General features: G+C 64.4%; 26 protein-coding genes. 14 read left to right on the forward strand and 12 right to left on the reverse strand.

Annotated features, from left to right (window positions below; genetic code table 11):
- Positions 1–4: 4 nt before the first annotated feature.
- Together E1956_RS46740 and E1956_RS33445 are read right to left on the reverse strand one after the other, a co-directional pair.
- The gene (locus E1956_RS46740; RefSeq protein WP_134757254.1) at positions 5–1021 is read right to left on the reverse strand and encodes a hypothetical protein; all 1017 of its coding nucleotides are present in this window, start codon (positions 1019–1021) and stop codon (positions 5–7) included.
- A 171-nt stretch (positions 1022–1192) separates the two neighbouring features.
- Positions 1193–2116: a LysR family transcriptional regulator gene (locus E1956_RS33445; protein ID WP_134757256.1), complete on the reverse strand. Its 924-nt coding sequence runs from the start codon at positions 2114–2116 to the stop codon at positions 1193–1195.
- A 218-nt stretch (positions 2117–2334) separates the two neighbouring features.
- On the opposite strand from E1956_RS33445, the gene E1956_RS33450 reads away from it, so the two are divergent.
- From E1956_RS33450 to E1956_RS33480, 7 genes are all read left to right on the forward strand, one after another.
- Positions 2335–2997, forward strand: a complete 663-nt coding sequence (locus E1956_RS33450) for an amino acid ABC transporter permease (RefSeq protein ID WP_028223367.1) — start codon at positions 2335–2337, stop codon at positions 2995–2997.
- A complete protein-coding gene (locus E1956_RS33455) occupies positions 2994–3755 on the forward strand; it encodes an amino acid ABC transporter ATP-binding protein (RefSeq protein WP_134757258.1) in 762 nt (253 codons plus the stop codon). Before E1956_RS33450 ends, E1956_RS33455 begins: the two co-directional genes overlap by 4 nt.
- A 40-nt stretch (positions 3756–3795) precedes the next feature.
- Complete coding sequence (locus tag E1956_RS33460; RefSeq protein WP_134757261.1) at positions 3796–5109, forward strand: aminotransferase family protein; 1314 nt, start codon at positions 3796–3798, stop codon at positions 5107–5109.
- Positions 5110–5118: 9 nt separating this feature from the next.
- On the forward strand, positions 5119–5808 hold the full coding sequence (locus E1956_RS33465; protein WP_134757263.1) for a CoA transferase subunit A: 690 nt from the start codon (positions 5119–5121) through the stop codon (positions 5806–5808).
- A complete protein-coding gene (locus E1956_RS33470) occupies positions 5774–6445 on the forward strand; it encodes a 3-oxoacid CoA-transferase subunit B (RefSeq protein WP_134757265.1) in 672 nt (223 codons plus the stop codon). The genes E1956_RS33465 and E1956_RS33470 overlap by 35 nt, the downstream gene beginning before the upstream one ends.
- On the forward strand, positions 6442–7641 hold the full coding sequence (locus tag E1956_RS33475; protein ID WP_134757267.1) for an acetyl-CoA C-acyltransferase: 1200 nt from the start codon (positions 6442–6444) through the stop codon (positions 7639–7641). The genes E1956_RS33470 and E1956_RS33475 overlap by 4 nt, the downstream gene beginning before the upstream one ends.
- A gap of 70 nt (positions 7642–7711) precedes the next feature.
- Entirely contained in the window at positions 7712–8485 is a 774-nt protein-coding gene (locus tag E1956_RS33480) for an ABC transporter substrate-binding protein (protein ID WP_232071967.1), read from the forward strand.
- Positions 8486–8555: 70 nt separating this feature from the next.
- Here the strand turns inward: E1956_RS33480 and E1956_RS33485 are convergent, their stop codons facing one another.
- Complete coding sequence (locus E1956_RS33485; protein WP_134757270.1) at positions 8556–9914, reverse strand: MFS transporter; 1359 nt, start codon at positions 9912–9914, stop codon at positions 8556–8558.
- 204 nt (positions 9915–10118) lie between these two features.
- Here E1956_RS33485 and E1956_RS33490 point away from each other — a divergent pair, with 204 nt between their 5' ends.
- The 3 genes from E1956_RS33490 to E1956_RS33500 all read left to right on the forward strand — a co-directional run bounded on the left by E1956_RS33490 (position 10119) and on the right by E1956_RS33500 (position 12014).
- A complete protein-coding gene (locus E1956_RS33490; RefSeq protein WP_134757272.1) occupies positions 10119–10502 on the forward strand; it encodes a nuclear transport factor 2 family protein in 384 nt (127 codons plus the stop codon).
- A gap of 19 nt (positions 10503–10521) precedes the next feature.
- The gene (locus E1956_RS33495; protein WP_134757274.1) at positions 10522–11289 is read left to right on the forward strand and encodes a glucose 1-dehydrogenase; all 768 of its coding nucleotides are present in this window, start codon (positions 10522–10524) and stop codon (positions 11287–11289) included.
- 185 nt (positions 11290–11474) lie between these two features.
- Positions 11475–12014 carry a MarR family winged helix-turn-helix transcriptional regulator gene (locus E1956_RS33500; protein WP_134757276.1) on the forward strand — a complete coding sequence of 180 codons (540 nt, stop codon included), beginning with the start codon at positions 11475–11477 and terminating at the stop codon, positions 12012–12014.
- Positions 12015–12058: 44 nt separating this feature from the next.
- Here E1956_RS33500 and E1956_RS33505 read toward each other — a convergent pair whose 3' ends face one another.
- On the reverse strand, positions 12059–13786 hold the full coding sequence (locus E1956_RS33505) for an FAD-binding protein (RefSeq protein ID WP_134757278.1): 1728 nt from the start codon (positions 13784–13786) through the stop codon (positions 12059–12061).
- A gap of 215 nt (positions 13787–14001) precedes the next feature.
- Between E1956_RS33505 and E1956_RS33510 the strand changes: the two genes are divergently transcribed.
- Positions 14002–14532 carry a MarR family winged helix-turn-helix transcriptional regulator gene (locus E1956_RS33510; protein ID WP_134757280.1) on the forward strand — a complete coding sequence of 177 codons (531 nt, stop codon included), beginning with the start codon at positions 14002–14004 and terminating at the stop codon, positions 14530–14532.
- 39 nt (positions 14533–14571) lie between these two features.
- Here E1956_RS33510 and E1956_RS33515 read toward each other — a convergent pair whose 3' ends face one another.
- From E1956_RS33515 to E1956_RS33545, 7 genes are all read right to left on the reverse strand, one after another.
- Complete coding sequence (locus tag E1956_RS33515; RefSeq protein WP_028223634.1) at positions 14572–14808, reverse strand: hypothetical protein; 237 nt, start codon at positions 14806–14808, stop codon at positions 14572–14574.
- A 95-nt stretch (positions 14809–14903) separates the two neighbouring features.
- Positions 14904–16016: a Gfo/Idh/MocA family protein gene (locus tag E1956_RS33520; protein ID WP_134757282.1), complete on the reverse strand. Its 1113-nt coding sequence runs from the start codon at positions 16014–16016 to the stop codon at positions 14904–14906.
- Between the two features lie 79 nt (positions 16017–16095).
- Positions 16096–16605: a nuclear transport factor 2 family protein gene (locus E1956_RS33525; RefSeq protein ID WP_134757284.1), complete on the reverse strand. Its 510-nt coding sequence runs from the start codon at positions 16603–16605 to the stop codon at positions 16096–16098.
- Between the two features lie 105 nt (positions 16606–16710).
- Positions 16711–17658 (reverse strand): 3-keto-5-aminohexanoate cleavage protein, encoded by a 948-nt coding sequence (locus tag E1956_RS33530; RefSeq protein WP_028223637.1) that lies wholly within the window; start codon positions 17656–17658, stop codon positions 16711–16713.
- Positions 17659–18748: 1090 nt separating this feature from the next.
- Positions 18749–20056: a substrate-binding domain-containing protein gene (locus E1956_RS33535; RefSeq protein WP_232071969.1), complete on the reverse strand. Its 1308-nt coding sequence runs from the start codon at positions 20054–20056 to the stop codon at positions 18749–18751.
- Between the two features lie 327 nt (positions 20057–20383).
- Positions 20384–21841 carry an NAD-dependent succinate-semialdehyde dehydrogenase gene (locus E1956_RS33540; RefSeq protein WP_134757286.1) on the reverse strand — a complete coding sequence of 486 codons (1458 nt, stop codon included), beginning with the start codon at positions 21839–21841 and terminating at the stop codon, positions 20384–20386.
- A gap of 11 nt (positions 21842–21852) precedes the next feature.
- The gene (locus E1956_RS33545) at positions 21853–22611 is read right to left on the reverse strand and encodes an SDR family NAD(P)-dependent oxidoreductase (RefSeq protein ID WP_134757289.1); all 759 of its coding nucleotides are present in this window, start codon (positions 22609–22611) and stop codon (positions 21853–21855) included.
- A 175-nt stretch (positions 22612–22786) separates the two neighbouring features.
- Between E1956_RS33545 and E1956_RS33550 the strand changes: the two genes are divergently transcribed.
- A complete protein-coding gene (locus E1956_RS33550; RefSeq protein WP_134757291.1) occupies positions 22787–23572 on the forward strand; it encodes an IclR family transcriptional regulator domain-containing protein in 786 nt (261 codons plus the stop codon).
- A 157-nt stretch (positions 23573–23729) separates the two neighbouring features.
- On the opposite strand, the gene E1956_RS33555 is transcribed toward E1956_RS33550, so the two are convergent.
- Positions 23730–24578 (reverse strand): IclR family transcriptional regulator domain-containing protein, encoded by an 849-nt coding sequence (locus E1956_RS33555; RefSeq protein WP_134757293.1) that lies wholly within the window; start codon positions 24576–24578, stop codon positions 23730–23732.
- 122 nt (positions 24579–24700) lie between these two features.
- Here E1956_RS33555 and E1956_RS33560 point away from each other — a divergent pair, with 122 nt between their 5' ends.
- Together E1956_RS33560 and E1956_RS33565 are read left to right on the forward strand one after the other, a co-directional pair.
- A complete protein-coding gene (locus tag E1956_RS33560) occupies positions 24701–25972 on the forward strand; it encodes an aromatic ring-hydroxylating dioxygenase subunit alpha (protein ID WP_134757295.1) in 1272 nt (423 codons plus the stop codon).
- Positions 25973–25974: 2 nt separating this feature from the next.
- Positions 25975–26445, forward strand: coding sequence for an aromatic-ring-hydroxylating dioxygenase subunit beta (locus E1956_RS33565; RefSeq protein WP_134757297.1), 471 nt, complete (start codon positions 25975–25977; stop codon positions 26443–26445).
- The last annotated feature ends 53 nt before the right edge of the window (positions 26446–26498 follow it).

Raw genomic sequence — 26498 nt, forward strand, 5'->3', positions numbered from 1 at the left:
GCGCTCAGTAGTACACCCAGCGGCCATACTGCGGCGACCAGTACACCCAGCGAGCGGGCGGCTGTGGCTGATACCGCGCGTCCCATGGTGCGGGGGGCGCATAGTAGGCGGGCCGGGGCGGCGCGTAGGCCGGTTGTTGCGCATACACGGGCTGCTGCGCGTAGTCGGACCGTTGTTGCGGATACGCGGGCTGCTGTGCGTAGTCGGAGCGTTGTTGCGGATACGCGGGCTGCTGCGCGTAGTCGGAGCGTTGTTGCGGATACGCGGGCTGCTGCGCGTAGTCGGACCGCTGTTGCGGATACGCCGGCTGCTGCGCGTAGTCGGACTGTTGTTGCGGATACGCCGGCTGCTGCGCGTAGTCGGACCGCTGTTGCGGATACGCCGGCTGCTGCGCGTAGTCGGACCGTGGTTGCGCGTACGCCGGCTGCTGCGCATAGCCACCCGGCTGGGGCGGCGGCCGCGACGCCACTGGCGGCGGCGCGTACTCGCCCTGTGGCTGGGTGTATTGCAGATCCTGTGTCGAATACGTCTGTGCGGCGCGGGGCGGCGGCGCGTCGTCAACGGCTTCGTCGTTCGCCATCGACTCCTGCGGCGCAATCTCCTCTTTCGCGGGCGGCAAGGCCTGCGCCTTGACGGCGGCAGTGGCGGGGACGGGGGCGTCCTGAGCGTCGGGTAGTGGCTTGACCGTGATCGGCAACGTCACGACCTGCTGGACATCGCCTGCATCGCTATAGACGTGCTTGATGTCGAGGATGGGCTGGGCGGCGGCCGGGCTGGCAGCCTTCTTCTTCGCGGCGGCTGGCGCACCGGCGGGCGCGTTGGCGGCAACGGTGGTGCTCGCCGCCGCCGTGTGCGCCATCTCCTCCCTGGCGGCCTGATAGCCACGGTCGTAGGCCGCTCGAACTTCCTGGTTCTGTGCCTCGGCGTCGTCTGCCGCGCTATAGGCGTGAGACGCAGCCGAAAATCCACAGCCCACCGTGAGCAGTGCGATGGCCGTCGCGTGCCGTACGCTCGTGTCCATGGTGCTACCTCTATTCCTGTTCATTCATGCTGTGATCGTACACCGCAAGCCGTGACATTCAAGCGGCGGCATAGCGGATTAGTTTGCCGGCGAACGCAAGCGGGCTCCACGATTCCGGCCAGGCGGCGTTTCGGCTTTCGGCAGGGTGGGCGCCCGCGCCGTGGTTCGGGTTCACCCCAACACAAATGCTTCCGGCCAGGTCGTCGCGTCCGCCGTTTCCTGCGCACATGCCTTCGCAATCGCGAGCACATCGTCCACCGCGCGATTGTCTTTCAGCAGATGCTGGTGGACAAGATAGAAGTTGAACCACTGGCTCGAATCGAACGCCCGCGCCACGAGGTCCGGCGCCGAGCACAGGTCGGCGGCAGTCAGCGCGTTCAACAGGCTCACGCCGTGCGTCAAGCGGATCACCTCGCCCAGCGAGCTCATGCTGACCCGCAGCTCGTAGCCGAGCCGACGCCGCTCGCTCGAGTCGTCGTAGATCAGATGGTCGGACTGGATCGGCTTGATGTACTGCTGGTCCGCGAGGTCGTCGTACGTGAGCACTTCGCGGGCCGCGAGGCGATTCTTGCGCGTCAAGAGCGCCATCATCTTCGCGCTGAAGACGGGCACGAAAATGAGGCCCGGCTCGTGGACCTGATACGAGACGATCGCGAGATCGAGCCGGCCGCCCTCGACATCCGAAATCAGCCGGCCACTGGCGGCGACGTCGAGCGCCACCCCGGTGCCGGGATGCGTCTGCGTGTACTGCTGCGCGAGCCGCGGACCAAACCGGTGGCAAAGGCCCGGCGCGACGCCCATCCGCAGCGAGGCGACGCCATGGTCCTGCAGCAGTGAAATCTCTTCTTCAATGCGATTGAGCCGGTCGAGCAGTTGCACGGCTTCGTCGAGCATGTAGCGTCCCGCGGCCGAGATCTGCAGGCGCTGGTTCTCGCGCGCGAACAAGCGGATGCGCAGGCTGTCCTCCAGCCGCGCGAGCGCATGGCTGACCGCCGACTGCGTAAGCCCGAGCTGCGCCGCCGCCTGGCGTGTCGATCCCGCGGTCGCGATCGCATGGAAGATCTCGATGTCGCGCAGGCTGAAGTCGGTTCGCATGTATTCTCCGGCGATTCAAGTGATTAAAAAAGATCATATATTGACCAAAAAAATAATCAAAGCGAGACTTCTGGCCATGACAGCAGCGCGCCAAGGCCCGTCAATTGGAGGCCTGACGCCCGAAACAGACCTATGAATCAAATCGTTCAATTCTAAAAAAGGAGGCCTCCGCACGCGCGGTTTCATGGGGTACGCGAAGCGCGCAGGCGGCTCATTCAATGTTCGACTTTCATATCGTTTTCAAATACCTGCCCATGCTTTTCGAGGCGGCCGGCGTCACCGTGGAGCTGACCTTGCTGGCCACGGTGTTCGGTCTCGCGATCGGGCTGGCGGCGGCGCTCGGCAAGCTCTCGCGCCACCGCGTGATGCGCGACGCGATGAGCGCGTATATCTGGCTCATCCGCTCGACGCCGCTGCTCGTGCAGCTTTTCATCATCTACTTTGGCTTGCCGCAGTTCGGCATCGAGCTCTCGCCGTTCACCTCGGGCGTGATCGGCCTTGCGCTCAACGTGGGCGCGTACAACGCGGAGACGATCCGCGCGGGCATCCTCGCGATTCCGCACGGCCAGATCGAGGCGTCGCGCTCGCTCGGCTTCGGCGCGGCGCGCACGATGCGCCTCGTGGTGCTGCCGCAGGCGCTCAAGCTGATCGTCCCGCCGCTCGGCAACAACCTGATCATCCTGACCAAGGACACGTCGCTCGTGTCGACCATCACGCTCGCCGAGCTGTTCATGCGCACGCAGCAGCTGGTGGGCGCGACCTTCAAGCCATTCGAACTCTACTTTGCCTGCGCCATGATTTACGCGGTGTTGACGACTGTCACGAGCCTCGTGCTGCGCCAGATGGAGCAGCGCCTGATCCTGAAAGGAGGACGCTCATGAGCCGCGCCCAAGCGCAGATCGCCTTGCGCGACATTCACAAGACCTACGGGTCGCTCGAAGTGCTCAAGGGCATTTCGCTCGACGTGCACAAGGGCGAGGTGGTCGTGCTGATCGGCCCCAGCGGTTCGGGCAAGAGCACCTTGCTGCGCTGCGTGAACCAGCTCGAAACGCCCACGCGCGGCGAGGTGCATGTGCTCGGCAGCCTTGTCAACGACGCGCGCCGCGGCCACCGTGCGCAGGAGCGCTACCTGAACGCGATGCGCATGAAGGTGGGCATGGTGTTTCAGCACTTCAACCTGTTTCCCCATCTCACGGTGCTCGAGAACCTCACGCTCGCGCCGGTCGAACTGCTGGGCCGGAGCGCAGCCTCGGCACGCGCCGAGGCGCGTGAGCTGCTCGAGATGGTGGGCGTGCTCGACAAGCAGGATGTCTACCCCGGCAACCTCTCCGGCGGCCAGAAGCAGCGCGTGGCGATTGCGCGCGCGCTCGCACTCAAGCCCGAGGCGATGTTGTTCGACGAGCCGACTTCGGCGCTCGATCCGGAAATGGTGGGGGGCGTGCTCGCCGTCATGGAGCGGCTTGCGAAAGCGGGCATGACCATGATGGTTGTCACGCACGAGATGCGCTTCGCCGAGCGCGTCGCGGACCGCGTCGTCTTCATGGCGGACGGCCGCGTGATCGAGGAGGGGAGTCCGGCTGAGATCTTCTATCAGCCGTCGCACGAGCGCACGCAGACTTTTCTCGCCGATATTCGCTAGTTATGGGCCACCAGCAACAGGCATTACCGAAAGGACGTCAATGAACGACTATCTCTTCTACCAGTCCGCCGTGCAACTGCCGACCGTCGCGCGGGCAGAAGGCATCTACGCGTGGGATACGGACGGCAAGCGCTATATCGACGCGTGCTCGGGCGCGATCGTCGCCCAGCTCGGGCATGGCCATCCGGCGATACGCAAAGCGATGATGGCGCAGCTCGACTCAGTCGCGTTTGCGTACCGCACGCAGTTCGAGAACCAGCCCGCGCTGGAGCTGGCCAGCAAGCTCGTGGAACTCGCTGGCGGCCGCTACGACCGCGTGTTCTTTTCGAGCGGCGGCTCGGAGACCGTCGAATCGGCGCTCAAGCTCGTGCGCCAGTACTGGGTCTGCAAGGGCGAGCCGCAGCGCAGCGTGTTCATTGCGCGCAAGCCCTCGTATCACGGCTCGACCATGGGCGCGCTCGCGATGACGAGCTATACGCCGCTCACGCAGCCGTTCCAGCCGATGTTCCAGCTCTATCCGAAGATCTCGTCGCCCACGCAGTATCGCGTGCCGCAAGGCAAGAGCGCGGAGCAGCATGCGCTCGACTGCGCCGACGAGCTCGATGCAGCGATTCGCGAAGTCGGCCCACAGAACGTGGCGGCATTCATCGCCGAGCCGATCGGCGGAGCGAGCACGGGGGCCGAAGTCCCGCACGACGCGTACTTCGCGCGCATCCGCGAAATCTGCTCGCGGCACGACGTGCTGCTGATCCTCGACGAAGTGATGACGGGGGTGGGCCGCACGGGGCGCTGGTTCGGCTTCCAGCACTGGAACGTGGAGGCCGACGTGCTGTGCCTCGCGAAGGGCCTGGGCGCGGGCTACTACCCCGTGTCCGCGCTCGTGACGCGCGCGGAGCTGACCGATCCGATCATCGCCTCGGGTGGCTTTCAGCATGGCTATACCTATGCGGGCAATCCGCTCGCGAGCGCCACGGCGCTGGCCGTGATCGACGTGATCGAGCGCGAGCGGCTTGTAGAGAACGCGGCCACGAACGGCGACTACCTGTTGGGCCTGCTCAGGCAACTGGCCGCGCGGCACGAATGCATCGGCGACGTGCGCGGCCGCGGCTTTCTGCTGGCGATCGAATACGTGGCCGACCGGGCGACGAAGACGCCGTTTGCGCCGGCGCTGAAGTTCGGCGAGCGCGTCACGCGCGTGGCGCGCGAGCACGGCGTGATCGTCTACCCGCGCAAGTCGCTGATGGGCGAGACCGGCGACCATACGCTCGTCGCTCCGCCGCTCATCACGACGCGCGCGCAATGCGACGAGATCGCCGAACGCCTCGACACGACCTTCCGTGCGCTCGAACGTTGAGGAATACAGATGAACAAGCTGATGCAACTGGCCGACGCGATCGAGCCGATTCCCGATGGCGCGTCGATCATGGTGGGCGGCTTCGGCTCGCCCGGCACGCCGTTCACGCTGCTCGCCGAGTTGAAGCGCCAGGGCAAGCGCGATCTCACGATCATCAAGAACGACGCGAATCAGGACGGCTACGGCGTCTCGCGCCTGATCGAGGCGGGCGTCGTGCGCCGCCTGCTCACGACGCATCTCGGCCTGAGCGGCGCCGCGCGGCGCGCACATCTGGCCGGCACGCTGAACGTGGAGTTCTTCTCGCAGGGCCTGTTTGCCGAGCGGATCCGTTGCGCGGGCGTCGGCTTGCCCGGCGTCGTGAGCGACATCGAGTTGCCCGAGGAACTGGGCGCCTCGCGCGAGCCGGTGTCCATTGCGGGACGCACGCTTTTTTTCGAGCCCGCGCTGCACGCGGACTTTGCGCTGCTCTACGCGGACGAGGCCGACGCATTCGGCAACCTCAGCTATCGCGGCACTGCGCGCAACTTCTCGCCCCTGATGGCGATGGCGGCCGAGCGCGTGCTCGTGGAAACGCGCAAGGTGAGCGCAACCCCAATCGCGCCCGACTGCGTGCATACGTCGGGCGTGCACGTGCACGGCCTGATCGAGATCCATGGAGACTCCGATGAATACCAGCCCATCCTCCCCGCCTCGCGTTGATCCGCGCCGCGTGATCGCACAGCGCGCCGCGCGCGAAGTCGCGCGCGGCCAGGTCATCAACCTCGGCATTGGTTTGCCCACACTGATTCCGGCCTATCTCGACGACCCGGCTTCCGCCTGGGTGCATTCGGAAAACGGCATTGTCGGCGCCGGGGCGCTCGCGCGGCCCCAGGATCTGGACAGCCAGCTGATCGACGCGGGCGGCGGCTATGTGTCGGTGATGCCGGGCGGCGCGATCGTCGATAGCGCGACCTCGTTCGGCATGATCCGGCGCGGGCTGATCGACATTACCTTCCTTGGCGCGCTGCAGGTGTCGGCGCACGGCGATCTCGCGAACTGGCTCGTGCCCGGCAGTCTCATGGCGGGCATCGGCGGCGGCGCGGAGCTCGCACAAAAGGCGCGCCGTGTGATCGTGACGATGCCGCATGTCGACAAGCACGGCCGCCCGAAGATCATGACGCGCTGCACGCTGCCGCTGACGGCACGCGGGCGGGTGGCGACCATCATCACCGAGCATGCGGTGTTCGCGTGCGGCGAGGGCGGGCTCCGGCTCGTCGAGCGGCTCGGCGCGCTCAGCGTCGCGCAAATACGTGAGATCACGGAAGCGGAATTCAGCGTGGCAGAGGGGGCGGCATGACAGCAGGGCAAGGCAATGCGTGGATTACGGGCTATGCGCGCACGCCGATCGGGCGGGCGTTCCGGGGCGCGTTCAACGACACCACGGCGCCCACGCTCGCGTCCTTTTCGCTGCAGGCCGCGGTGGCGCGCAGCGGCCTCGATCCCGAGCGCATCGACGACGTGATCCTTGGCTGCGCGCTGCCCGAGGGCACGCAGTACTACAACATCGGCCGGCTCGCCGCGTTGACGGCGGGCCTGCCGCTCACCACGCCGGGCATGACGGTCGACCGGCAATGCTCGTCGGGCCTCATGTCGATCGTGCTGGCCTCGGCGCGCGTGGCGGGCGGCGAGGCCGACGCGATCCTCGCGGGCGGCGTGGAGTCGATCAGCCTCGTGCAGAACGCGCATATGAACCGGTATCGGCAGCACGACGCGCGGCTGCTCGAGATCAAGGGCGATGCGTACATGCCGATGGTCGAGACCGCGGACGTGGTGGCTTCGCGCTATGGCGTCTCGCGCGAGGCGCAGGACGCGTATGCGGCGCTCAGTCAGCAGCGGGCGGCGCGCGCGGCCGCGGCTGGGCTCCTGAATGACGAGATCGTCGCCGTGGAGGTGCGCAAGATCGAGCACGACAAGGCGAGCGGTACAGGCGTGCCCTGCGCGCTGCGCGTGGCGGCGGACGAATGCGGCCGGCCCTCGACGACGATCGATGCGCTTGCGCAACTTGGCCCGGTGCGCGAAGGCGGCTCCGTGACGGCGGGCAACGCTTGCGCGCTCGCGGACGGCTCGGCGGCCTGCGCGGTGGTCTCCGACGCGATACTCGATACGCTGGCGGCGCCGCCGCTCGGGCGGCTGATCGCTTGCACGGTGGCCGGGTGCCGCCCCGACGAGATGGGCGTCGGCCCCGTGCCGGCCGTGCGCAAGCTGCTCGCGCGCACGGGCTTCTCGAAGGCCGACATTGGCCTCTGGGAGCTCAACGAGGCGTTCGCCTCGCAGGTGGTCTATTGCATCGACACGCTCGGGCTCGATCGCGAGGCAGTCAACGTCAACGGCGGCAGCATCGCGCTCGGTCACCCGTACGGCATGACCGGCACGCGCATGGTCGGCCATGCGCTGCTCGAAGGCGCGCGGCGCGGCGTGCGGCACGTGGTGGTGACGATGTGCATCGGCGGCGGACAGGGGGCCGCTGCGCTCTTCGAGGTGGCGCGCCGCTAGCGGGCGGTGCGGGCCCGGTTCGTCGCATTCACTCTACTCACACTCATTCAATCCATTCCGGAGACGACAGATGACTTTCTTCAAGCGATTCGCGATGGCCGTTTGCGCGGCGATCGTCGGCGTAACGAGCGTCGCGGCCCACGCCGACGATCTCGACAAGGTCAAGCAGACGCGCACGCTCACGTTTGCCTTGACAGGCAAGTACCCGCCGTTCAGCTTCATCGACGAATCCGGCAAGCTGCAGGGCTTCGATGTCGACATGGGCGGCGAGATCGCGAAGAAGCTGGGCGCGAAGCCGGTGCCGGTGTTGACGGCGTGGGACGGTATCATCGGCGGTTTGCTGGCCGGCAAGTACGATGCGATCATCGGCAGCATGGCCATTACCGACGAGCGCCTGAAGGCAGTCGATTTCACGCAGCCGTACTATCGTTCGGGCGCGCAACTGTTCGTGCGCAAGAACAGCACGGTGCAGGGCATCGACCAGCTCAACGGCAAGGTCGTTGGCGTGACGCTCGGCGAGACCTATGAAGCGTGGCTGCGCAAGAACCGGCCCGGCGTGCAGATCAAGACCTACAAGGGCCTGCCCGATATCCTGATCGATCTCGCGAACGGACGCATCGACGGCTTCGTGACCGACAAGATCGCCGGCATTCTGACGATCCGCGAGAAGCAGATCGACGCGAAGCCCGTCGGGCCGCTGCTGTATCCCGAGAAGATCGGCATCGCGGTGCGCAAGGGCAGCCCGAAGCTGCTCGAAGCGATCAACGCGGCGCTCGCCGACATTGCAAGCGACGGCGAGTATGGATCGATCAGCAAGAAGTGGCTCGGCGAAGACGTGCGTTGATCGATGGAGTTTGTTGAAGCAAGCCTGGATGGCGCCGGGATCGGCGCTATCCAGTAGAGGGATGGCTCCGTCAATGACTCAACGACGTCACCTCGCTTGAAACCTCATGAATGACATGGGGCCGCGCCGCATGCTTGATCAAGAGTGCGAAGCATGCCAGTCCTCCCGCCACCGCGATCACGGTGAAGATCTGGGCGAACGTGAAATGCCTGCGGACCAGCTCGGCGACGAGAAACGAACCCGCAATGCCGCCAAACCGGCCCACGCCAAGCATCCATGCCACGCCGGAGCCGCGTCCCTCGGTTGGATAGAACGTAGCGGCGAGCGCATTCATCGATGATTGGGCGGTATTCGCGAGCACGCCGGATATCAGCACGATTGGGACGAGCAACGCGACTTTGCCCTCCGTTTGCCCGATAAAAAACAGGCTGATAGCGGCCAGCGCATAGCAGCCCGCGATGACGAGATTCGCGTTGAACCGGTCCATGAGCGCGCCGCACAGTACCGCGCCGATACCGCCCAGCGGAAACAGCGCGGAGATCAGCGCCGCGCGGCTCGCACCGAGCCCTGCGTCCTTGAGGAGCACGGGCATCCAGTTGATGGACGCATAGCAGATCACGAGGCCCATGAACGCCGCGAGCCACAGCATGAGCGTGCCGACGAGGTAGCTGCGTGACATGACGAGGCCAAGCCCGCTCTGGTCGGTCTGCCGCGCGCCTTCGACGAGCGCGAACCCGCGCGCGTTGCTTGAGTCGTGCGAAATGCGCAGCAGAACCGCGCGAATCTGCTCGGCCGGTCGCTCCTTCTTGACGAGAAAGCGCACCGACTCCGGCAGCCTGAAAAACAGCAACGCGCCGTGAAGGACAGGCATCACGCCGCCGAGCAGGAGGACGGCGCGCCAGCCCGCGTGCGGAATCAGCCACGCCGCAATGAGTCCGCCCAGCGCGGCGCCGAGGGGAAAGCCACAGCACATCAGGCTGGTGACGGTTGCCCGGCGCGAGGTCGGGCAGAACTCGTCGATCATCGTCACCGCATTGGCCATGGCCGCGCCGAGTCCCACACCCGTGACGAAGCGCAGCAAGCTCAGTTGCCCGATGCCCGATGAGAACGCCGACACCGTACAGGCTGCGCCGATGACGAAGACCGACCCCACCACGAGGGGCCGCCTTCCGACGCGGTCCGACAAGGGGCCAAACAGGAACGCGCCAAACGCAATGCCGAACAGCGCGGCGCTCAGGACCGGCGCGAGGGCGGGCTTGGCGAGGTGCCATTCGGTCAGCAGCGACGGCGCGATATAGCCGATCGCCGCGGTGTCGAAGCCATCGAGCAGCACGATCACGAAGCACATGAAGAAAACAAACCGCTGGAACCGTCCGAACGGGTGCGCATTGATGAACGCCTGGACATCGGCAATGGGGTGATCTTGCACTGGTCGTCTCCTGCCATGGGTGAAGCGGCACATCACGGAGAGGCATCCACCCCTCGCGAACGCCTCGGGGAATCTCCTGGCATCCCTGCAATATCGATTCGATATAGCATGAATTGATGACGTATGATTGGCGATAAAATCATATAAGTCAAGCGCGTTGTACTGATGCGATGGACCCGATCATCACCAAGGAGACGCTTCACCATGACGTTTGCACAAACACCTGCCGCGGCACGCGAGTTCGTTTCAAAGGTCTATGCAACGATTGATTCGATGGACGAGCAGGGATTCGCGCGCTGTTTGACGGAGCACTGCACCTTCGTCTATGCGAACAGCGAGCCGGTCGTCGGCCGTGCCAACGCGGCTGCGGCTTCGCAGAACTTCCTGAATCTGCTCGGCGGCATCGAGCATCACATCCTCAACGTATGGGCGATCGAGGATGGCGTGCTTTCGCAACTGCGCGTGACTTACACACGCAAGGATGGATCGACGCTGACCATTCCGGCCGTGACGATCTGGAAGCTGCGAGACGGGTTGATCGACGAATGCCATATCTATGTCGATATTTCTCCGCTGTTCGCGCGTTGACCATAGGGAGAACCAGGCAATGAGCGGCGATCTTGAAGACAAGACCATCATCGTCACCGGTGGTGGCTCGGGTATCGGCCGTGCGGCGGCACTGGCGTGCGCCGTGGCGGGGGCGAGCGTAGTGGTCGCCGATATTGGCGTGGCGGCGGGAGAGGAGACCGCCTCGGCGATCAGGCAGGCTGGCGGCAACGCGATCTTCGTGGCCACCGACGTGGCCGACGAAGAGCAGGTCGAAGCGCTCGTGAATGCGGCCGTGGGCAAGTATGGCCGGCTCGACGGCGCATTCAACAACGCCGGTCTATCGCAATCGAACCTCCCGCTGCACGAGCTGACCGCCGCGCAATGGCGTCGCGTTCAGGCGGTCAATTACGACGGCGTGTTCTTCTGCATGAAGCACGAGATTCGCGCGATGCTGCAAACGGGCGGCGGCGCCATCGTCAATACGTCGTCCACGCTGGGCCGCGTGGCCGTGCGCAGCGCGGCGGACTACTGTGGTTCCAAAGGCGGTGTGCTGGGACTGACAAAGGCCGCCGCTGTCGACTACGGCGACAGGCAGATCCGCGTCAACGCGATTCTCCCCGGCGCCGTGGACACGCCGATGGTGCAGGCGCTGGTGTCCGATCCGCAATTCGCCGATTTGATCGAGAAGCTTCGAGCCAGCCACCCGCTGGGCAGGATCGGCGCGCCGCAGGAGATTGCCGCCGCCGCCGTCTGGCTGCTCTCGGAGAAGGCGTCGTTCGTGACGGGCGCCGAGCTGGCGGTCGATGGCGGTTTCCTGGCGACTTAGAGCCTGATATTTAGCGGGAGCAGGTCCTGATGTAATGGCTTAATGCAATGACGGCGGGCGTGCACCCGCCGTCCATAGAGGGCATACAAAGACTGCGGTATCATTTCACCTTGGCTGATTCGATTTGCACCGATAGTACCGATAGTACCGACCGATGGCCCGGTCCCATGCCAAGGAATGAGTGAATGCCCAAACCCAATTCGTCCGCAGTCAAGGCAGCCGCCGCCGCTCCGAAGGTAGCGGAAGCATCAGAGCAACGGCTATCGGATGTATTCGATGATCGCGGCAGGACCGTTCCGTGGATCGCGCGAACCCTGCACCGGCTCTACGATGCGCAGGGGCAAAAGCTCCTCGACCGGGAGAGCATTCCGATCGCGTACTGGTACTACCTGCGCGTGCTGGCCGAACGCGGCGAGATCAACCAGCTCGAGCTCAGCAAGCGCGTAGGCATCGCGTCGACGACCGCGGTCCCCGCGCTCGACTATCTGGAGAAGCGCGGCCTCGTGAAAAGGGTGCGCGATCCCAACGACCGGCGCAAGTACTTCGTCCACCTCCAGGATGAAGGCAAGCGCCTCGTCGACGAATTGCTGCCCGAGCTCACCGACATGATTGCGGCATCGCTCGACGGCATCTCGCAGAAGGACATGCGCGTGTTCTGGAAGGTCATGCACCGGATCGAAACCAACCTGGTGCAGATCGCCCAGGGCGACACGGTCGTCGACTGATTCGTCCACGGCTTGATCGCGCGCCGCGACGGCCGCGTCCTCCATTACGTTGAAGAAGCGGCCACGGAAGCCTGGCTCGCTTGCGCCTGGCCGCTGCCCTTTGCCAGCGCCATGGCCGCCAGATAACCAAACGTGATTGCCGGTCCCAGCGTGATGCCCGCGCCGATGTAGTGGCCGCCAACGGGCGAATTCATGTCGTTGCCGCAGGCAAAGATGCCGGGAATCGGACGGTCGTTGCTGTCCAGGACTTCGCCGTTGGGGCCCGTCACGAGACCGCGGCTGGTGCCGAAATCGCCCGGCATCAGCTTGACGGCATAGAAGGGCCCCTGCGTAATCGGACCGATGCACGGGTTCGGGGTGTGAGCGGGATCGCCCTTGTAGGTGTTATAGGCCGATGAGCCCTTGCCGAAGTCCTCGTCGACGCCAGTTTGCGCGAACTGGTTATTGCGCACGACGCTGCGCGCGAGGCCGGCGGCATCGATACCCGCCTTCGCAGCGAGCTCCGCGAGCGTCTTGCCGCTCAAGAGGTAGCCCGACGCCTCATAGCGGCGCAGCGACATGCCCGGCAGGATGACGCCAATGCCGTATTTCTTCACGGCGGCCGCGTCGGCGACCAGAAACGCGGGGATCGCGCCCGCATCGAACATCCCCTGAGTGAAGGCGTGATAGGACGCCGCTTCGTTGGTGAAGCGGCTGCCTGCCTTGTTCACGGCAATGAAGCCTGGCTTGGGCCGATCGAGCATGAAGTGGCCCCACAGCGTCGTGCCTTTCTCATTCTCGTACTGCGAAATCGGTACGTAGTAGCCCGTGTCGAGCCCGTTGTGGTCGAGCCGGCCACCGGCTGCAAGGCCGAGCCGAATGCCTTCGCCCACGTTGCTCGGCAAGCCGAGGCCGAGTTCGACCGTTGGCTGACGCGAATGCTCGCGCCGCATTTCGAGGTTGCCGTTGTAGCCGCCCGTCGCGATAACGACGCCACGGTGCGCGCGCACGCGAGACGTGCGGCCATCGCGCGTGACTTCGGCACCGATCACCGCGCCGTTTTCGGTGATGAGCCGCGTTGCGTGAGCGCGTCGCCAAACCGGAATCTGCTCGTCGAGGATCGTCTTGTACAGACGCCCGATGAGCGCATTGCCGCCTACGAGGCGGGTGCCGCGGTGATGGCTCAGGCGGTCCTTGCCGTAGCGCGCGAAACGCTTCACGACGTGCGCGAACGACTTGAACGAGCGCGTGAAGGCCAGGAAGTGGTTCAAGTCCAGCAGGTCGAGCATCATGCCGCCAAAGGGCGCGAATGCGGGCAGCGGTGCGCGCAGGTCCCGGAAATGCGCGCCGAGTTCTCGCCCGTCGAACTCGAGCGGGGCGTGAGCCCGCCCGAACATGCCGCCATCGGACTCCGGATAATAGTCTGGATAATCGACCGCCATGACCTTGAGCCCGGAATGGCGAACCAGGTAATCGAGTGCGACTCGCCCCTGGGTGATGTAGCTTTCCTGGAGCGGGCTGGCCACGGTGGTGCCGACGGTCGCCGCAAAGTATCGACGCGCTTTTTCGAAGGAATCCTGAAAGCCGGCCTCCTGCATCGGCGCGCTATCGACGAACCACATCATGCCCACCGACCACGCGGAGGTGCCGCCGACCTGGTCCGTTTTTTCGAGGAGGAGCGGCTTGAGGCCCTCGTTCTTCGCCACGATGGCCGCCGACATGCCGCCTGCGCCAGCCCCCAGAATAATGACGTCGACTTCGAGATCCCAGCTTGCCGTCGTATCAGTGCCCATAGCGCTTGTCCTGTTTGCACATGCATTTTTCACATGCTGTATGATCGTCACGAAACGGATTATCTTTTAAGAGATGATTCCGATTAAGATCGATTCATGTAGGATGATGTGTTGCGGGATAAACAATGTCAAGCGTTCCAGGGAATGTCCTGTATCGGGCGCGTGGCGCCTGGCCCGTGTGCTGACGGCTGGATGACTCCAGTTGAGGAATGGTTATGTCAAAGTTGAGTTCGAATCAAGTGGGCGACGCGTTCGAGGCGCTGGAAGCGGACGATAGCCGCCGCGCAGCCGTTTTTGACGACCGCGGCCGCACCGTGCCGTGGATGACACGCACGCTGTACCGCCTCTACGAGACCGAAGCCCAGAAGGTGCTGGAAAAGGAGGGGATTTCGGCTGCGCACTGGTTCTATCTGCGGGTGCTGGCCGAACGTGGCGAGATGAACCAGCTCGAACTCAGCAAGCGGGTTGGCATTGCGTCGACCACGGCCGTGCCGGCGCTCGACAGCATGGAAAAGCGCAAGCTCGTGCAACGCACGCGCGACCCCATGGACAGAAGGAAGTACTACGTCAGCTTGCAGGACGAAGGACGACGCGTTGTCGAGGCATTGCTGCCCGGGCTCACCGAGATGATTGTCGCTTCGCTCGAAGGTATCCCGGAGAAAGACCTCCAGGTCTTCTGGAAGGTCATGCACCAGATCGAAACGAACCTGACCCTGATGTCCAAGGGCGACGCCGCAATCGACTAGGCGCCGGCCGGCTCTCGCCACGCCGGCGCGTGGCTGCGCTCACACCACGCGCATGGCCGGGCGCTCCCGGCGTGGCGGGAAAATGGACCAGAGTCCATCCGTGTGACGAAAGAAGAACATGGCGGCGGTGCCGGCGGCCCTGCGTGCCTCGACACACACGTAGCATTGCCGCCGCGCACGCTGGTTCTTGAATTCGACCACATGCACCGTGTCCATCGAGGTGGGGGCCAGCCAGTGCTCCACCATCGCGTGCAACGACTTTCCTGCGCTAGCCATGATCCTCTCCTTACCACGCGCATGGATCGCGTGACGACAACCCGCCAACCGGCCCCGCGCACGCCAGGAACACTCGCGTGCGCGGCGAAGCCGAACTACGCGTTCACCTTGACCCGCTTACCCGTTTCGCTCGACTGCTCGATTGCATGGAGCACTTCGTGAAGTGCGCAGGCGTGATCGAAGCTGGGCGCCGTGCGCGTGCCATGACGCAGATCGTCGGCGAGCAAGCGGTACACGCCGGCGACATTGCGCGCCGCAACGGCATCGCCGGCATCGATGGGGAACGGATCGGGGACATCGAGCTCCTCCCAGCCGTCCTGGCCTTTGCGTCCGAACTCGACACGCAAGGGCGAGATGTTGATCGCCGGGACATATTCATTCCTGGCCGTGATACGCAGATCGCCCTCGCTGCCGTTGATTTCCCACAGCAGCTTGGTCCCGCGCGGCACGCCACCGCGAAGCTGGAACGAGACCGGCGCACCGGAGCGCAGAATCGCGTTCGCCATGAGGTGGTCGGGCGTCTTCATCTCGAGGGCTTCACCGGTCTCGATGACGCGCACGGTTGGCCTGCGCTGCGAGAGCACGGCGTCGATCTGATCGATAGGGCCCAGCACGGCATCGATTGCCGCAATCGCATGGCCGCCGATCACGGAAAGCAGGGTGGCGCCGTTGCGGTTGTCCATGGCGTAGGCGTCGCCTTGCAGGACCTCGTCGCCCCAGCTGACGCCCGAGCCGACATAGGTCGAAGACAGGACATTGCCGATCTTGCCGTCCGCGACGAGCTGGCGGATGAACTGCACCTCGGGGGAGGCGAGCGCCTGCGCGCCAACTACGGCCAGGGCCTTTTGCTCGCGTGCGAGTTCGGCGAGTGCGAGGGTCTCTTCGAGCCCATTGCCGAGCGGCCATTCGCTGTACACGCTCTTGCCCGCCCGCAGGGCGGCGGTGAGGACGTCCTTGTGGTGCTGAACCTTGACGGTGACGACGACGATGTCGATGTCCGGCGAAGCGGCCATCGCCGCGGCGTTTTCGAACGCGTGCGGGATGCCGAACGCGGCCGCTGCGGCCTGCGCGCTCGCGAGGCTCGTATTCGCCACGCCGGCGAGCTCGAAGACGCCGGACAAGGCCTGCAAGGCCGGGATATGGGCCATCGCCGCCCAACCGCGCTCGGGGCTCAGGCCGACGATGCCGACACGATATTTCTTTTCCATTGCTTCCTCTAAGCTTCAGATGATTGCCGTAACCTCGAGCGCCTGAATTCGACGGCCGGCTCACTGGAGCCGGCACGCGTCATGCGATCCGGTATTGATACGACGGGTCTTGCTTGTCGCGGCGCCCGACCGTGAAATTTTCGAGCGGCGCGAGATCATCGGGAACCGGGTCCGACCGCTGGGAGTCGAGCACGACCACGCGATCGGCAATGCGCCATTCGCCGTTGCGCCGCTCCATGCGGTCCACGTAGCGGATGTTCACGACCCAGTCCATCGCGGGCTTGTCGCCATCGGGCTTCGTGCGATGGAATGCCTGCGCATAGTGCTCGGCAAACGCCGCATCGCCGTGGACCTCGACGTACTGGTTGCCGGTGAAGTGCTGCGTCGATTCGAAGCTTGGCAACAATTCGGCGGCCCAGTCGATGAAGCCTTCGACACCGCCGTTATACGCGCCGTGCCGGTCGATCGCATCCGGGTGATAGCACGAGCGCACGAGATCCCAGTCCATCCGGTCGATGCCGCGGCAATAGCGCAGATGCACGCGGCGAATTTCCGCTTCATCGAGTAGCTGCTGAAGTTTCGCTTCCAACTTAGGTCTCCTTGATTGAATCGTCTGGGCTCAAGCCGATGGCTGCCTTGTGGGTGCCATGCCTGCGCCGCTTTCCGTCTGCGCGGGCATGGCTGGGCGCGCGTTTCAGTTGCGGGCCGGCTTGCCGACCAATGCCCGGTACTCATTGGCCGAGGCTGGCGTGCGGCCGAGCAGGCCGGCGATGTCGCGCGCCATGTTGAACATCTCCAGATTGTCCTTGAGGCGCTCGTCGCTGTTCGGATACTTCCACGGCGTGTCTTCGGTGCCGATGCGGATATGCAGGCCCATCATCGTGGCGAGCGTCGTCATGTAGAGCGTTGCGCGGCCGGCGGCGCAGACGCTAATGACTGAAGTCGGATCGATCTGGCGGATCTGGTCGACCATCAGGAACAGGTGTTTGGTCATGTCCTGGGCGTTGCTGACCCAGGTGCCGGACACGAGGGTGCGGCCGACGTTGAACGGCAGGCCGTAGAGGATCAGCCAGTTATAGGGCTTCTTGAGGATGCCGGTGTCGATGAGCTTGCGCTTCGCGAGCTCGATCTCGCCGGAGCTGTGGACGGCCAGTTCAGGCTTGACGCCGGTGGCTTCGAGTTCGGTGATGGCGGGGACCATGAAGGCGTCGGGGTGGCCTGGCGCGCACGGAGCGACTTCGGTCAGGCCGGCGCGTGCGGGGCTCACGCATTCGTCGAAGGACGAGCCGTTGAGGACGTTCAGATTCGGCACGAAGTCGTTGCCAAAGCGCGCGCGCAGCGGTTCGAGAACGGCGGAGTAGGCCTCGACGGGGGGGATGTCGCGGTCGAGGCGGCGACCCTTCTCGTCGGTCATGAAGGAGAAGTCGATGTGGACGCCGCAGGCGCCGGCTTCGATGACGCTGGATGCCGCGTCTACGTACTCGGCGAGTGAGGTGGTGCTTTCGAAGCGGCCTGATACGGCGGCATTGATCGCGATTTTCTCCGATACGTCCCATTTGGGTTGGAGTTCGGCGCCGGCTATGAACTGGTACTCCTCCATCTCGCGTTTGGCGGCTTCCCAGAGTGAAAGTTTTTCGGTCATGGTGATCCTCGATACAGGTGGTGATGGCAGGGGTGATGTTCTTTCGAACCGGGGTGATCTGCTTGATCTGAGATCGTGTTTGCATGAATCGATTTATATCGAATGATGCGTCGTGGGATTAGCTAAGTCAAGATAATCAGGGAATCCCCTGGGTACGGGCGCTTTGGCGGCGGTTTTTAGGGCCACCGCGTGGCCTGCTAGCGTTTCTGCGCTCGAGCGCTATCAGGCGTTGGCCTTAACCTGTTTTCGCGGCGGGCCGCAGGCGTTGCCCCTGTGCGGGGCGGCACCTACTTTTCTTTGCAGCCGCAAAGAAAAGTAGGCAAAAGAAAGCGGCTCAAACCGCCAGTGTGACGCCGTCCCCCTCTGCCCTGTCCATCAGAGCGGCTCCGGAGCATCCGTCTCCTCGCACACTCCGCGTTAGTGACAAAGGACTCATCCTTCCCGCCGCGCGCTACGCGCGGGCGGAAGGGTCTGCAAGAAAACCGGGCGGGCAGGCCGGCGAATGCGTTAGGGGTGCCGCCCGGTAAATACGCGGGGGTTCTGACCGGTAAGGGCGCAGAGGGCTGACCGGTAAATGTGCAGGGGTGCTGGCAGGTAAATGCGCAGGGTGCTGACCGGCAAATGCGCTGGGGGTGCTGACCGGTAAATGCGCAGGGGTGCCGCCCGGGAAATGCACAGGGTGCTGACCGGTAAATGCGTTGGGATGCTACCCGGTGAATGCACGGGCATGCTGGCAGGCGAATGCTTGGGCGAGCAGCCGATCGAATACGTTGGAGTCCTACGAAAACTCGTGCATCCCACTGGTTTTGGATATACCCGACGGCGCGCGAAGCGCCGCCGGATGGATGAGCCCTTAGTCACTCCGGGTGACGTCGCGTGGCGACAGACGCTCCGGAGCCGCTCCGCAATAAGGCGAGTGGTGAACTGCGTCACACTAGCGGTGTGAGCCGCTTTCTTTTGCCTACTTTTCTTTGCGGCTGCAAAGAAAAGTAGGTGCCGCCCCGCACAGGGGCAACGCCTGCGGCCCGCCGCGAATACAAGTTAAGGCCAACATCCAAAGGCGCGAAAGCGCAAAAAAGTACATCCACCATTAATGCTCAAACACAGCCTTGAGCTTCTGCGGCGGAAGCGCAGAAGTAAGATCGGCATCAGGCGGAGCCGACGGATCACACTTCGGATAAAGCCCTTTAGTGCTATCCGCATAAGCATAAGGCAGAATCGACGGCGACTCCTTATCCGACGTACCCTGATAAGCCGCCACCCCCTGCCGCACGGCAAATCTCACATAAGTGGTCGTCCCATCGAGCGTGTAATACGGATACGGCTTCCCCGCCTGCTTCGCAGCGATGAAATGACAATTCACCTGATTGTCGCTAGCAATCGTCGCAATGGCAGGCACAGGAAGATTAGCCTGCTCGAACGCCTTGACGGCGGCCAGCGCCGTCTCGCCCCCATCGGTCACGATGGCATCAATCTTCGGATACTGCGCAATGAGGCCGACCGTAGCCTTCTGCGCATCAACGGGATTCCAGTTCGTCACAATGTACTGCTGGTTAAGCAACTTCAGCCCCGGATACTTCTTGAGCCCGTCTCTCAGACCGTCCATGAAGTTCTGCGAAGTGGTCGCCCCCGGCGATCCCCCCATAAAGACCACATTGCCCTTCTTCAGCGTCGTGCCGAGCCAGTCGGCCCACAACACACCGATCTGCTGCGTATCGCCCACCACGTTCACGACATAGTCACGCCCCGGCGTGCCCGCGAGCTGCGCCGAATACGGCACGACCGCAACGCCCGCCTTCATGGCCGCCCGCATCGCCGGAAGCTGCACCGCACCAAAGTCAGGCAGCAGAATCAGGACGTTGATCCCCTGCGCGACCATGCTGTTGATGTCCGAATTCGCCTTCTGCGGATCGCCGTTGGCATTGCTGTAGATGATCCGCGTGACGTTCTTGCACCGGCTCAGCTCGTCCCTGACTTCGGCAAGCCCGGTCTTGCGCCACGTGTTGCCGCCGTAGCCGTCCGACACGCCGACGATCATCGGCTTCGTGCCGCACAACGGCGTGATGTCGCCTTGATGGTTCGTGACGGAGTCTTGCGCCGCATGGGCCGCAGTACAGGTGAAGCCCGCGGCAAGCAGCAGGCTCGCGCACAGTTGCATCGCCGAAGCGAGCAGCTTCCCACGGCGGTGGCGCAGATGGCGCCGGTTCTCGAGACCGCATGGATGAGCGGCCGCAGTCTCTTGCGCAATAAGCGGACTTTGCAGTTGTTGCACCGCAGGCGATACGCGAAGCTTGAAGAACATGGTGATCCTCGTCGTGGGTGGTGGTGAGTCGTGGAATGAGCCGATCAGGAAAATGGCGCTTCCTGAAGCTGAATTGTTACGGCATCCTAATCGCAACAGTGCGTTGCAAGATCGATTTATATCGAATAATGTGTTTTGGAATGAGTGAAGTCAAGACCCCTGGGGAAAGTCCCTGGCAGGGCGCGCGTCACGGCTACGGGGGAGCAGCGCGAATGCGCCGCGCGGGCAAAGGCGAGGAGGGCGCGCGAGTGGCGCGCCTGTCCGCAGGCTGAGAGCGGGAGAGAGGGAGTGGGGGAGGCGGGATCAAGAAAACCACGATGCCCCCGTCCGCAGACGGGGGCACGCGTGCCACCGGAGACACACTGTGGCTAGTTCAGCGGGTTACCGCTTGCTCCCCGCCTTGGCGTGTTCCCCGAGTCGTCCTCAGGGCACCCGGCTCGCCTGCGACACGAACTTGGTGACGAGGTAGCCATCGAACGTCTCGATGCCGCCTTCGCTGCCCATGCCGCTTTCCTTCACGCCGCCCAGCGGCGTTTCGGCCAGCGCCAGGCCGAAATGGTTGATGCCGACCATGCCGGCCTCGATACGGTTAGCCGTGTATTCGGCGGTCGCGATCGAGTTCGTGAACACGTAGGAAGCCAGGCCATAGGGCAGCGCGTTGGCGCGCGCCAAAGCCTCGTCAGTGTTGCTGAATGTCGTGATCGGCACAACAGGCCCGAACGGTTCCTCGACCATCAGGCGCGCGTCATCGGGTACGCCGGTGAGGATCGTCGGGGGAAAGAAGCAACCCGTATCGGTCAGACGATTGCCGCCGCACACCAGCGATGCGCCGCGCTCGCGCGCGTCCGTCACCAGGGACTGCATGGCTTGCACGCGTCGCTCGTGCGCCAGCGGGCCCATCTGGGTCTGCGGATCGAGGCCGTCGCCCACCCTCAGCGATGCGTATTCGGCAGCGAAGGCATCCACGAACCGCTCATAGGCTTTTTCGTGCACGAAAAAGCGGCTCGGCGCCATGCAGACCTGGCCGGCATTGCGTGTCTTCGTGCGCGCCAGAAAACGCGCGGCCTGCTCGACGTCGGCATCGTCGAACACCAGCACCGGCGAGTGGCCACCCAGCTCCATCGTCATGCGCTTCATCTGCGCGCCGGCCATCGACGCCAGTTGCTTGCCGACCGTCGCGGAGCCCGTGAACGAAATTTTTCGCACCGCCGGGGCGTTGATGAGATGGCTGGAAACCTCGGATGGCACGCCCCAGACCACGTTGAGGCATCCCGCCGGCAAGCCCGCATCGTGGAAGATGCGCGCCATCGCCACCACGGCGCTCGGCGAATCCTCCGGACCCTTGAGGACCAGCGTGCAGCCCGCGCCCAGCGCGGCGACCACCTTGCGCAGCGACAGGTTGAAGGGAAAGTTCCAGGGGGTGAATGCCGCGCACACACCGATGGGCTCACGCGAGACCGTCTGCTGAACCCCCGGCGTGCGCGCCGGGATCACGCGCCCATAAATGCGCCGGCACTCTTCCGCATGCCATTCCGCGTGCTCGGCGCAGCTTTGGACTTCCAGCACGGCTTCGGCGAGAGGCTTGCCCTGGTCGAGCGTAATGTTGCGGGCGATCTGCGGCGCGCGCTCGCGGATCAACGAGGCGACGCGGCGCAGCAATGCCGAGCGTTCGATCGCCGGCGTGTGTCGCCAGGTCTGGAACGCCTCCGACGCTGCGTTCACGGCGTCGTCGAGATCCTTGGGCGTGGCGTGCGGCAAGCGGGCGATGGCCTCGCCCGTCGCCGGGTTGATCACATCCTGCTCGGGCCGCCCGTTGGCGCCCAGGAAGCGGCCACCGATGTAGAGGGCGAGGGTTTCGTATTGTGCGGTTTTAGTGTCCATGGCGGGCTGACTCAAAGAAATACGCTGCCGCCGTCCACGGCGAGGGTTTGGCCGGTGACAAAACCCGCACCGTCACTAACGAGGTAAGCCAGTGCCGCGACGAGGTCGCCAGGCACCTGATCGCGTTGAATGCACCGGCCCGCAGTGCGCGCGTTTTCACCAATGCGCTCTTGCAGATCGGTCTGCAGCACGCCGTCGCTCAGCGTGAAGCCCGGGGCAATCGCGTTGACCGTAATGCCGTCCTTTGCAAGCTCCCGCGCCAGGGCGCGCGTGAACGCAATGACGGCGCCCTTGCTGGCCACGTAATGCGCCATATTCACCGGCCCCTTCATCGGCACATTGGAAGCGATGTTGACGAGGCGCCCGCGGCCGCTCTCGCGCAAATGCGGCAACACCGCTTTCGCACAGTTGAACGGGCCCATCGTGTTGACTTCCATCACCCGCATCCATTCCTGATTGGTGATCTGGTCAAAGGGCTTCAGCGTCAGCGTGGTGAACAGTGCGGCGTTATTCACGAGGCCATCGATGCCGCCGAACTCCGCGACGGCCGCGGCCGCCATGTCGGCGACATCGGTTTCGCTGACCACGTCCGTGCGCACGCCGATGGCTTGATGTCCGGACTCGCGCAGACGGGCGGCGGCTTCGTCCGCGCCACGCAGGTCGGCGATGACGACACGATGCCCCAGCTGTGCAAGGTGTTCGCTGAAAGCGTAGCCAATGCCGCTGGCGCCGCCCGTGACGATAATGCGCTTGGGTGATTCGGGTTTCATGGTTTCCTTCGCACGTCAGAAGACTTCAGGTGACAATGAGTGATCGATGTTCCTGTGGGTCGCTTGCCCGGGGTATGAGGCGCAATATCAGCAAAGGCCGATCGGGTGTCAACGATCGTGGCTACAATGTCCGGATACCGGACTTTTGTACGAATTCCGATTATCGCGAGGGTCTATGGCGGCGGATGCGAGCGAGCAAGAAGCGCGGGAAAGCGAGCCCGAATACGTGATGGGCCTCGAAAAAGGGCTGTCCATCATCGAAGCATTCGGTATGAAGAGAGGGCCGCTGACCGTGACGCAGGCGGCCGAGATAACCGGTCATACCAAGGGTTCGGTACGACGCAGCCTGCTGACGCTGTGCAGGCTCGGCTATGCCGCGCAGCATGGTCACACGTTTGTGTTGGCACCACGCGCGCTGCGGCTCGGCTATGCCTATGTCGTCTCGGATCCGTTGACCAAGGTCGCGCAGCCGATTCTCGAGATTACCAGCGAGCGCACGCAGGAGTCCGCGTCGATCGCTGTGCTCGATGCGCAGGACGCCGTTTTCGTCGCGCGCTCGACGCATCGGCGCAGCCTGTCGAGCGGGTTGGGGGTGGGCTCGCGCTTGCCCGCTTATTGCAGCGCCACCGGGCGCGTTCTGCTAGCGGGGCAGCCAGCGGCAGAGGTGAGATTCATGCTGAACAGGATGGCGCGCCCCGCGCTGACGCCTCACACTCTCACGGCGACCGCCCGCATCATGAAGGAGATCGAATTTGTCGGTAAGCACGGGTACGCCATCATCGACGAAGAACTGGAGATTGGTGTTCGCTCGATCGCCGTGCCGATCCGCAACGCGCGCGGCGAGATGGTTGCGGCCATGAGCCTTTCGGTGTCCACGAGCCGCATGACGCGCGAGGGTGTAGTGGAGCATCTGTTACCGGAACTTGAAAGCGCGCGCCGCCACCTTGCGGCGCTGCTATAGCGCTGTGCCTGTTGTGCGATGCATCGCCAGCGTGCCCGCGTGGCCGGATATGTGAATCGCCAGCCGGTCTGCAGCGATTTGCTGCGAGCCGAAGTGACCCGTAGCGACCTGCCGCGACTCGCGTGACCCACAGTGACCCGATGTGATCCGCCGTGACCTACAGTGAACGTTGCAGCCGCCCGGCGGTTTCACGCAGCACCGGCAGGAAATTTTCCCGCAACGTCTCGACGCTCACGCGCCCCGAAAAGACGCTCACGCTCAGCGCCGCCTCGATCTGCCCGGCGCTGTTTTTCACCGGCACGGCCATCGCGGACATGCCGATTTCCAGCTCTTCGTCGCTGAGCGCGTAGCCGTCCTCGGCCGCGCGCCGGATCGTCTTCAGCACGCCTTCGAGATTGGCCACCGTGTGATCGGTGAAGCGCTTCATGGGCACGCTTTCGAGGTGCGCGCGCACTTGCTCTTCAGGCAGGCCAGCGAGCAGCACGCGCCCCGTGGCCGAGCAATAGGCGGGCAGGCGACCGCCGAGCTTCACGCCCGTCGACACGATGCGGACTGCCTCAGCGCGTGCGATGAACACCGCATAGCCCTCGTCCAGCACGGCCAGCGAGACCGACTCCTGGAGCTTGTCGCGCGTGCTCGCGAGCAGCGGCTGCGCAATCTGCGGCAGCGACGACGTGCTGAGGTAGGCGCTGCCCAGCCGCAGCATGCGCGGCAGCGGCGTGAAGAACTTGCCGTCGTGGGCGAGATAGCCGTGCTCGACCAGCGTCAGCAGGCAGCGCCGCGCCGCGGGGCGGCTCAGATCAGCCAGATGCGCCGCATCCGAGACGGTCATGCGCGTGGTGTTCGGGCCGAACGCCTCGATGATGGCCAGCCCCTTGGCCAGCCCTCCCATGCCTTCCTTCGCGTGGGCAGGGCTTGCCCCAGCCTCATCCTTGACGGACTCGACGGGCTCAATGGACGACGAGGCGCCGTCCTCTCTATTGACAGGGCGTTTGGTGGGTGTCATATTGGGTCGTATATCGAACACTGTACGGTATTCGAACACACCCGGGCGGGGCTGTCAACTGCAGTGTCGCCGAGGTTTCCGGTAACCGGCGTTAGGCAGACGCCCCCCACGGAGTCAGCAACTTGAACATCATCCCCATCCAGCCGGCGCGTCGCGCCAGCATCGAGTGGCCCGCCGAGGGCGTCACGCGCGTGCCCTATACGCTGTTCCAGAGCGACGAAGTTTACGCGGACGAGCAGGACGCAATCTTTCGGGGTCCGAACTGGAGCTATCTGTGCCTCGAAGCCGAGCTGCCGAACCCGGGCGACTTTCGCAGCACATTCATCGGCGATGCGCCCGTGGTGGTCACGCGCGACACGGACGGCGAGCTCTATGCGTTCGAGAACCGCTGTGCGCATCGAGGCGCGATGGTGTGCCTCGAGGACGCGGGCAACGCGAAGGACTTCAGCTGCGTCTACCACGCCTGGACCTATAGCCTGCAGGGCGACCTCCTCGGCGTCGCGTTCCGGGATGGCATCAACGGCCAGGGCGGTATGAAGGAAGACTTCTGCCTCGGCGATCACGGCCTGCGCAAGTTGCGCGTGGCGACGCTGCACGGTCTGGTGTTCGGCAGCTTCTCCGACGACGTGCCGCCGCTCGACGAATACCTTGGCGAGGAGATTGTCGAACGCATAGCGCGCGTGCTCGAAAACCGCACGCCCGTCGTGCTCGGCCGCTTCACGCAGATGCTGCCCAACAACTGGAAACTTTATTTCGAAAACGTTAAGGATTCCTATCATGCGAGCATCCTGCATCTGTTCTTCACGACCTTTCAGCTGAACAAGCTCTCGCAGCGCGGCGGCATTATCGTCGACCCCAGCGGCGGGCATCACGTCAGCTATTCCGCCGTCGATCATGCGGCCGAAGCGGCGGCGCAGACGGCCACGAAGGACTATGCGGCCCAGAACATCCGCTCGGAGAGCGGCCACCGCCTCGAAGACACCTCGGTGCTCGCGGGCGCCGACGAGTTCGGTGACGGCATCACGCTGCAGATCCTCTCGGTGTTTCCGGGCTTCGTGCTGCAGCAGATCCAGAACGCCATTGCGGTGCGCCAGATCCTGCCGCGCGGTGCGCGTGAGACCGAGCTGAACTGGATCTATCTCGGCTTCGAGGACGACACGCCCGAGCTGCGGGAAATGCGCCTGCGCCAGGCGAACCTCGTGGGCCCGGCCGGCTATGTCTCGATGGAGGACGGCTGCGTGGGCGGCTTCGTGCAACGCGGCATCGACGGCGCAAGCGACGCACGCTCGGTGATCGAGATGGGCGGCGATGGCACGGCCAGCAGCGCGAGCCGCGTGACGGAAGCCTCGATTCGCGGCTTCTGGAAGGCCTACCGTAACGCAATGGGATATTGACGATGACGCAGGACATTCACCAACTGATCGCCCGTGCGCAAGCCGACTACGTGCGCTGCATCGACGACGGCGACCTCGGGCAGTGGCCCGGCTTCTTCACCGCATCGTGCGTCTACCGGGTCACGACCGCCGACAACCATCGGCGCGGCCTTGTGGGCAGCATGATCTACGCGGCCTCGCACGGCATGCTGGTCGACCGCGTGGCGTCGCTGCGCGACGCCAATATCTATGAACGGCACGCCTACCGGCATCTGCTCGGGCAACCGTACGTGATCAGCGATGACGGCACGGAGGCGCGCAGCGAAACCGCATTCATGGTCGCGCGCATCATGCGCGACGGGACTACTGACTTGTTCGCGACCGGCCGCTATTGCGACGTGTACGTGCGCGACGAGGCGAGCGTGCGCCTGCGCGAGCGGGTTGTCGTGTGCGACAGCTCGCGCATCGACACATTGCTCGCGCTACCGCTATGACGCGCGCACACCGGCCATCGACCGACATCGGCTGACAACGCCTCGAGGTGATA

Source organism: Paraburkholderia pallida (assembly GCF_004524855.1).
GTDB lineage: Bacteria > Pseudomonadota > Gammaproteobacteria > Burkholderiales > Burkholderiaceae > Paraburkholderia > Paraburkholderia oxyphila.

Excerpts from the sequence above, each read along its gene's own strand:
- E1956_RS33545 (WP_134757289.1), bottom strand. The coding sequence starts at position 22,611 with ATGAAACCCGAATCACCCAAGCGCATTATCGTCACGGGCGGCGCCAGC.
- E1956_RS33540 (WP_134757286.1), bottom strand. The coding sequence starts at position 21,841 with ATGGACACTAAAACCGCACAATACGAAACCCTCGCCCTCTACATCGGT.
- E1956_RS33450 (WP_028223367.1), top strand. The coding sequence starts at position 2,335 with ATGTTCGACTTTCATATCGTTTTCAAATACCTGCCCATGCTTTTCGAG.
- E1956_RS33510 (WP_134757280.1), top strand. The coding sequence starts at position 14,002 with ATGTCAAAGTTGAGTTCGAATCAAGTGGGCGACGCGTTCGAGGCGCTG.
- E1956_RS33480 (WP_232071967.1), top strand. The coding sequence starts at position 7,712 with ATGACTTTCTTCAAGCGATTCGCGATGGCCGTTTGCGCGGCGATCGTC.
- E1956_RS33565 (WP_134757297.1), top strand. The coding sequence starts at position 25,975 with ATGACGCAGGACATTCACCAACTGATCGCCCGTGCGCAAGCCGACTAC.
- E1956_RS33530 (WP_028223637.1), bottom strand. The coding sequence starts at position 17,658 with ATGACCGAAAAACTTTCACTCTGGGAAGCCGCCAAACGCGAGATGGAG.
- E1956_RS33505 (WP_134757278.1), bottom strand. The coding sequence starts at position 13,786 with ATGGGCACTGATACGACGGCAAGCTGGGATCTCGAAGTCGACGTCATT.
- E1956_RS33490 (WP_134757272.1), top strand. The coding sequence starts at position 10,119 with ATGACGTTTGCACAAACACCTGCCGCGGCACGCGAGTTCGTTTCAAAG.
- E1956_RS46740 (WP_134757254.1), bottom strand. The coding sequence starts at position 1,021 with ATGGACACGAGCGTACGGCACGCGACGGCCATCGCACTGCTCACGGTG.
- E1956_RS33495 (WP_134757274.1), top strand. The coding sequence starts at position 10,522 with ATGAGCGGCGATCTTGAAGACAAGACCATCATCGTCACCGGTGGTGGC.
- E1956_RS33555 (WP_134757293.1), bottom strand. The coding sequence starts at position 24,578 with ATGACACCCACCAAACGCCCTGTCAATAGAGAGGACGGCGCCTCGTCG.
- E1956_RS33550 (WP_134757291.1), top strand. The coding sequence starts at position 22,787 with ATGGCGGCGGATGCGAGCGAGCAAGAAGCGCGGGAAAGCGAGCCCGAA.
- E1956_RS33500 (WP_134757276.1), top strand. The coding sequence starts at position 11,475 with ATGCCCAAACCCAATTCGTCCGCAGTCAAGGCAGCCGCCGCCGCTCCG.
- E1956_RS33470 (WP_134757265.1), top strand. The coding sequence starts at position 5,774 with ATGAATACCAGCCCATCCTCCCCGCCTCGCGTTGATCCGCGCCGCGTG.
- E1956_RS33475 (WP_134757267.1), top strand. The coding sequence starts at position 6,442 with ATGACAGCAGGGCAAGGCAATGCGTGGATTACGGGCTATGCGCGCACG.
- E1956_RS33455 (WP_134757258.1), top strand. The coding sequence starts at position 2,994 with ATGAGCCGCGCCCAAGCGCAGATCGCCTTGCGCGACATTCACAAGACC.
- E1956_RS33445 (WP_134757256.1), bottom strand. The coding sequence starts at position 2,116 with ATGCGAACCGACTTCAGCCTGCGCGACATCGAGATCTTCCATGCGATC.
- E1956_RS33520 (WP_134757282.1), bottom strand. The coding sequence starts at position 16,016 with ATGGAAAAGAAATATCGTGTCGGCATCGTCGGCCTGAGCCCCGAGCGC.
- E1956_RS33460 (WP_134757261.1), top strand. The coding sequence starts at position 3,796 with ATGAACGACTATCTCTTCTACCAGTCCGCCGTGCAACTGCCGACCGTC.
- E1956_RS33465 (WP_134757263.1), top strand. The coding sequence starts at position 5,119 with ATGAACAAGCTGATGCAACTGGCCGACGCGATCGAGCCGATTCCCGAT.
- E1956_RS33515 (WP_028223634.1), bottom strand. The coding sequence starts at position 14,808 with ATGGCTAGCGCAGGAAAGTCGTTGCACGCGATGGTGGAGCACTGGCTG.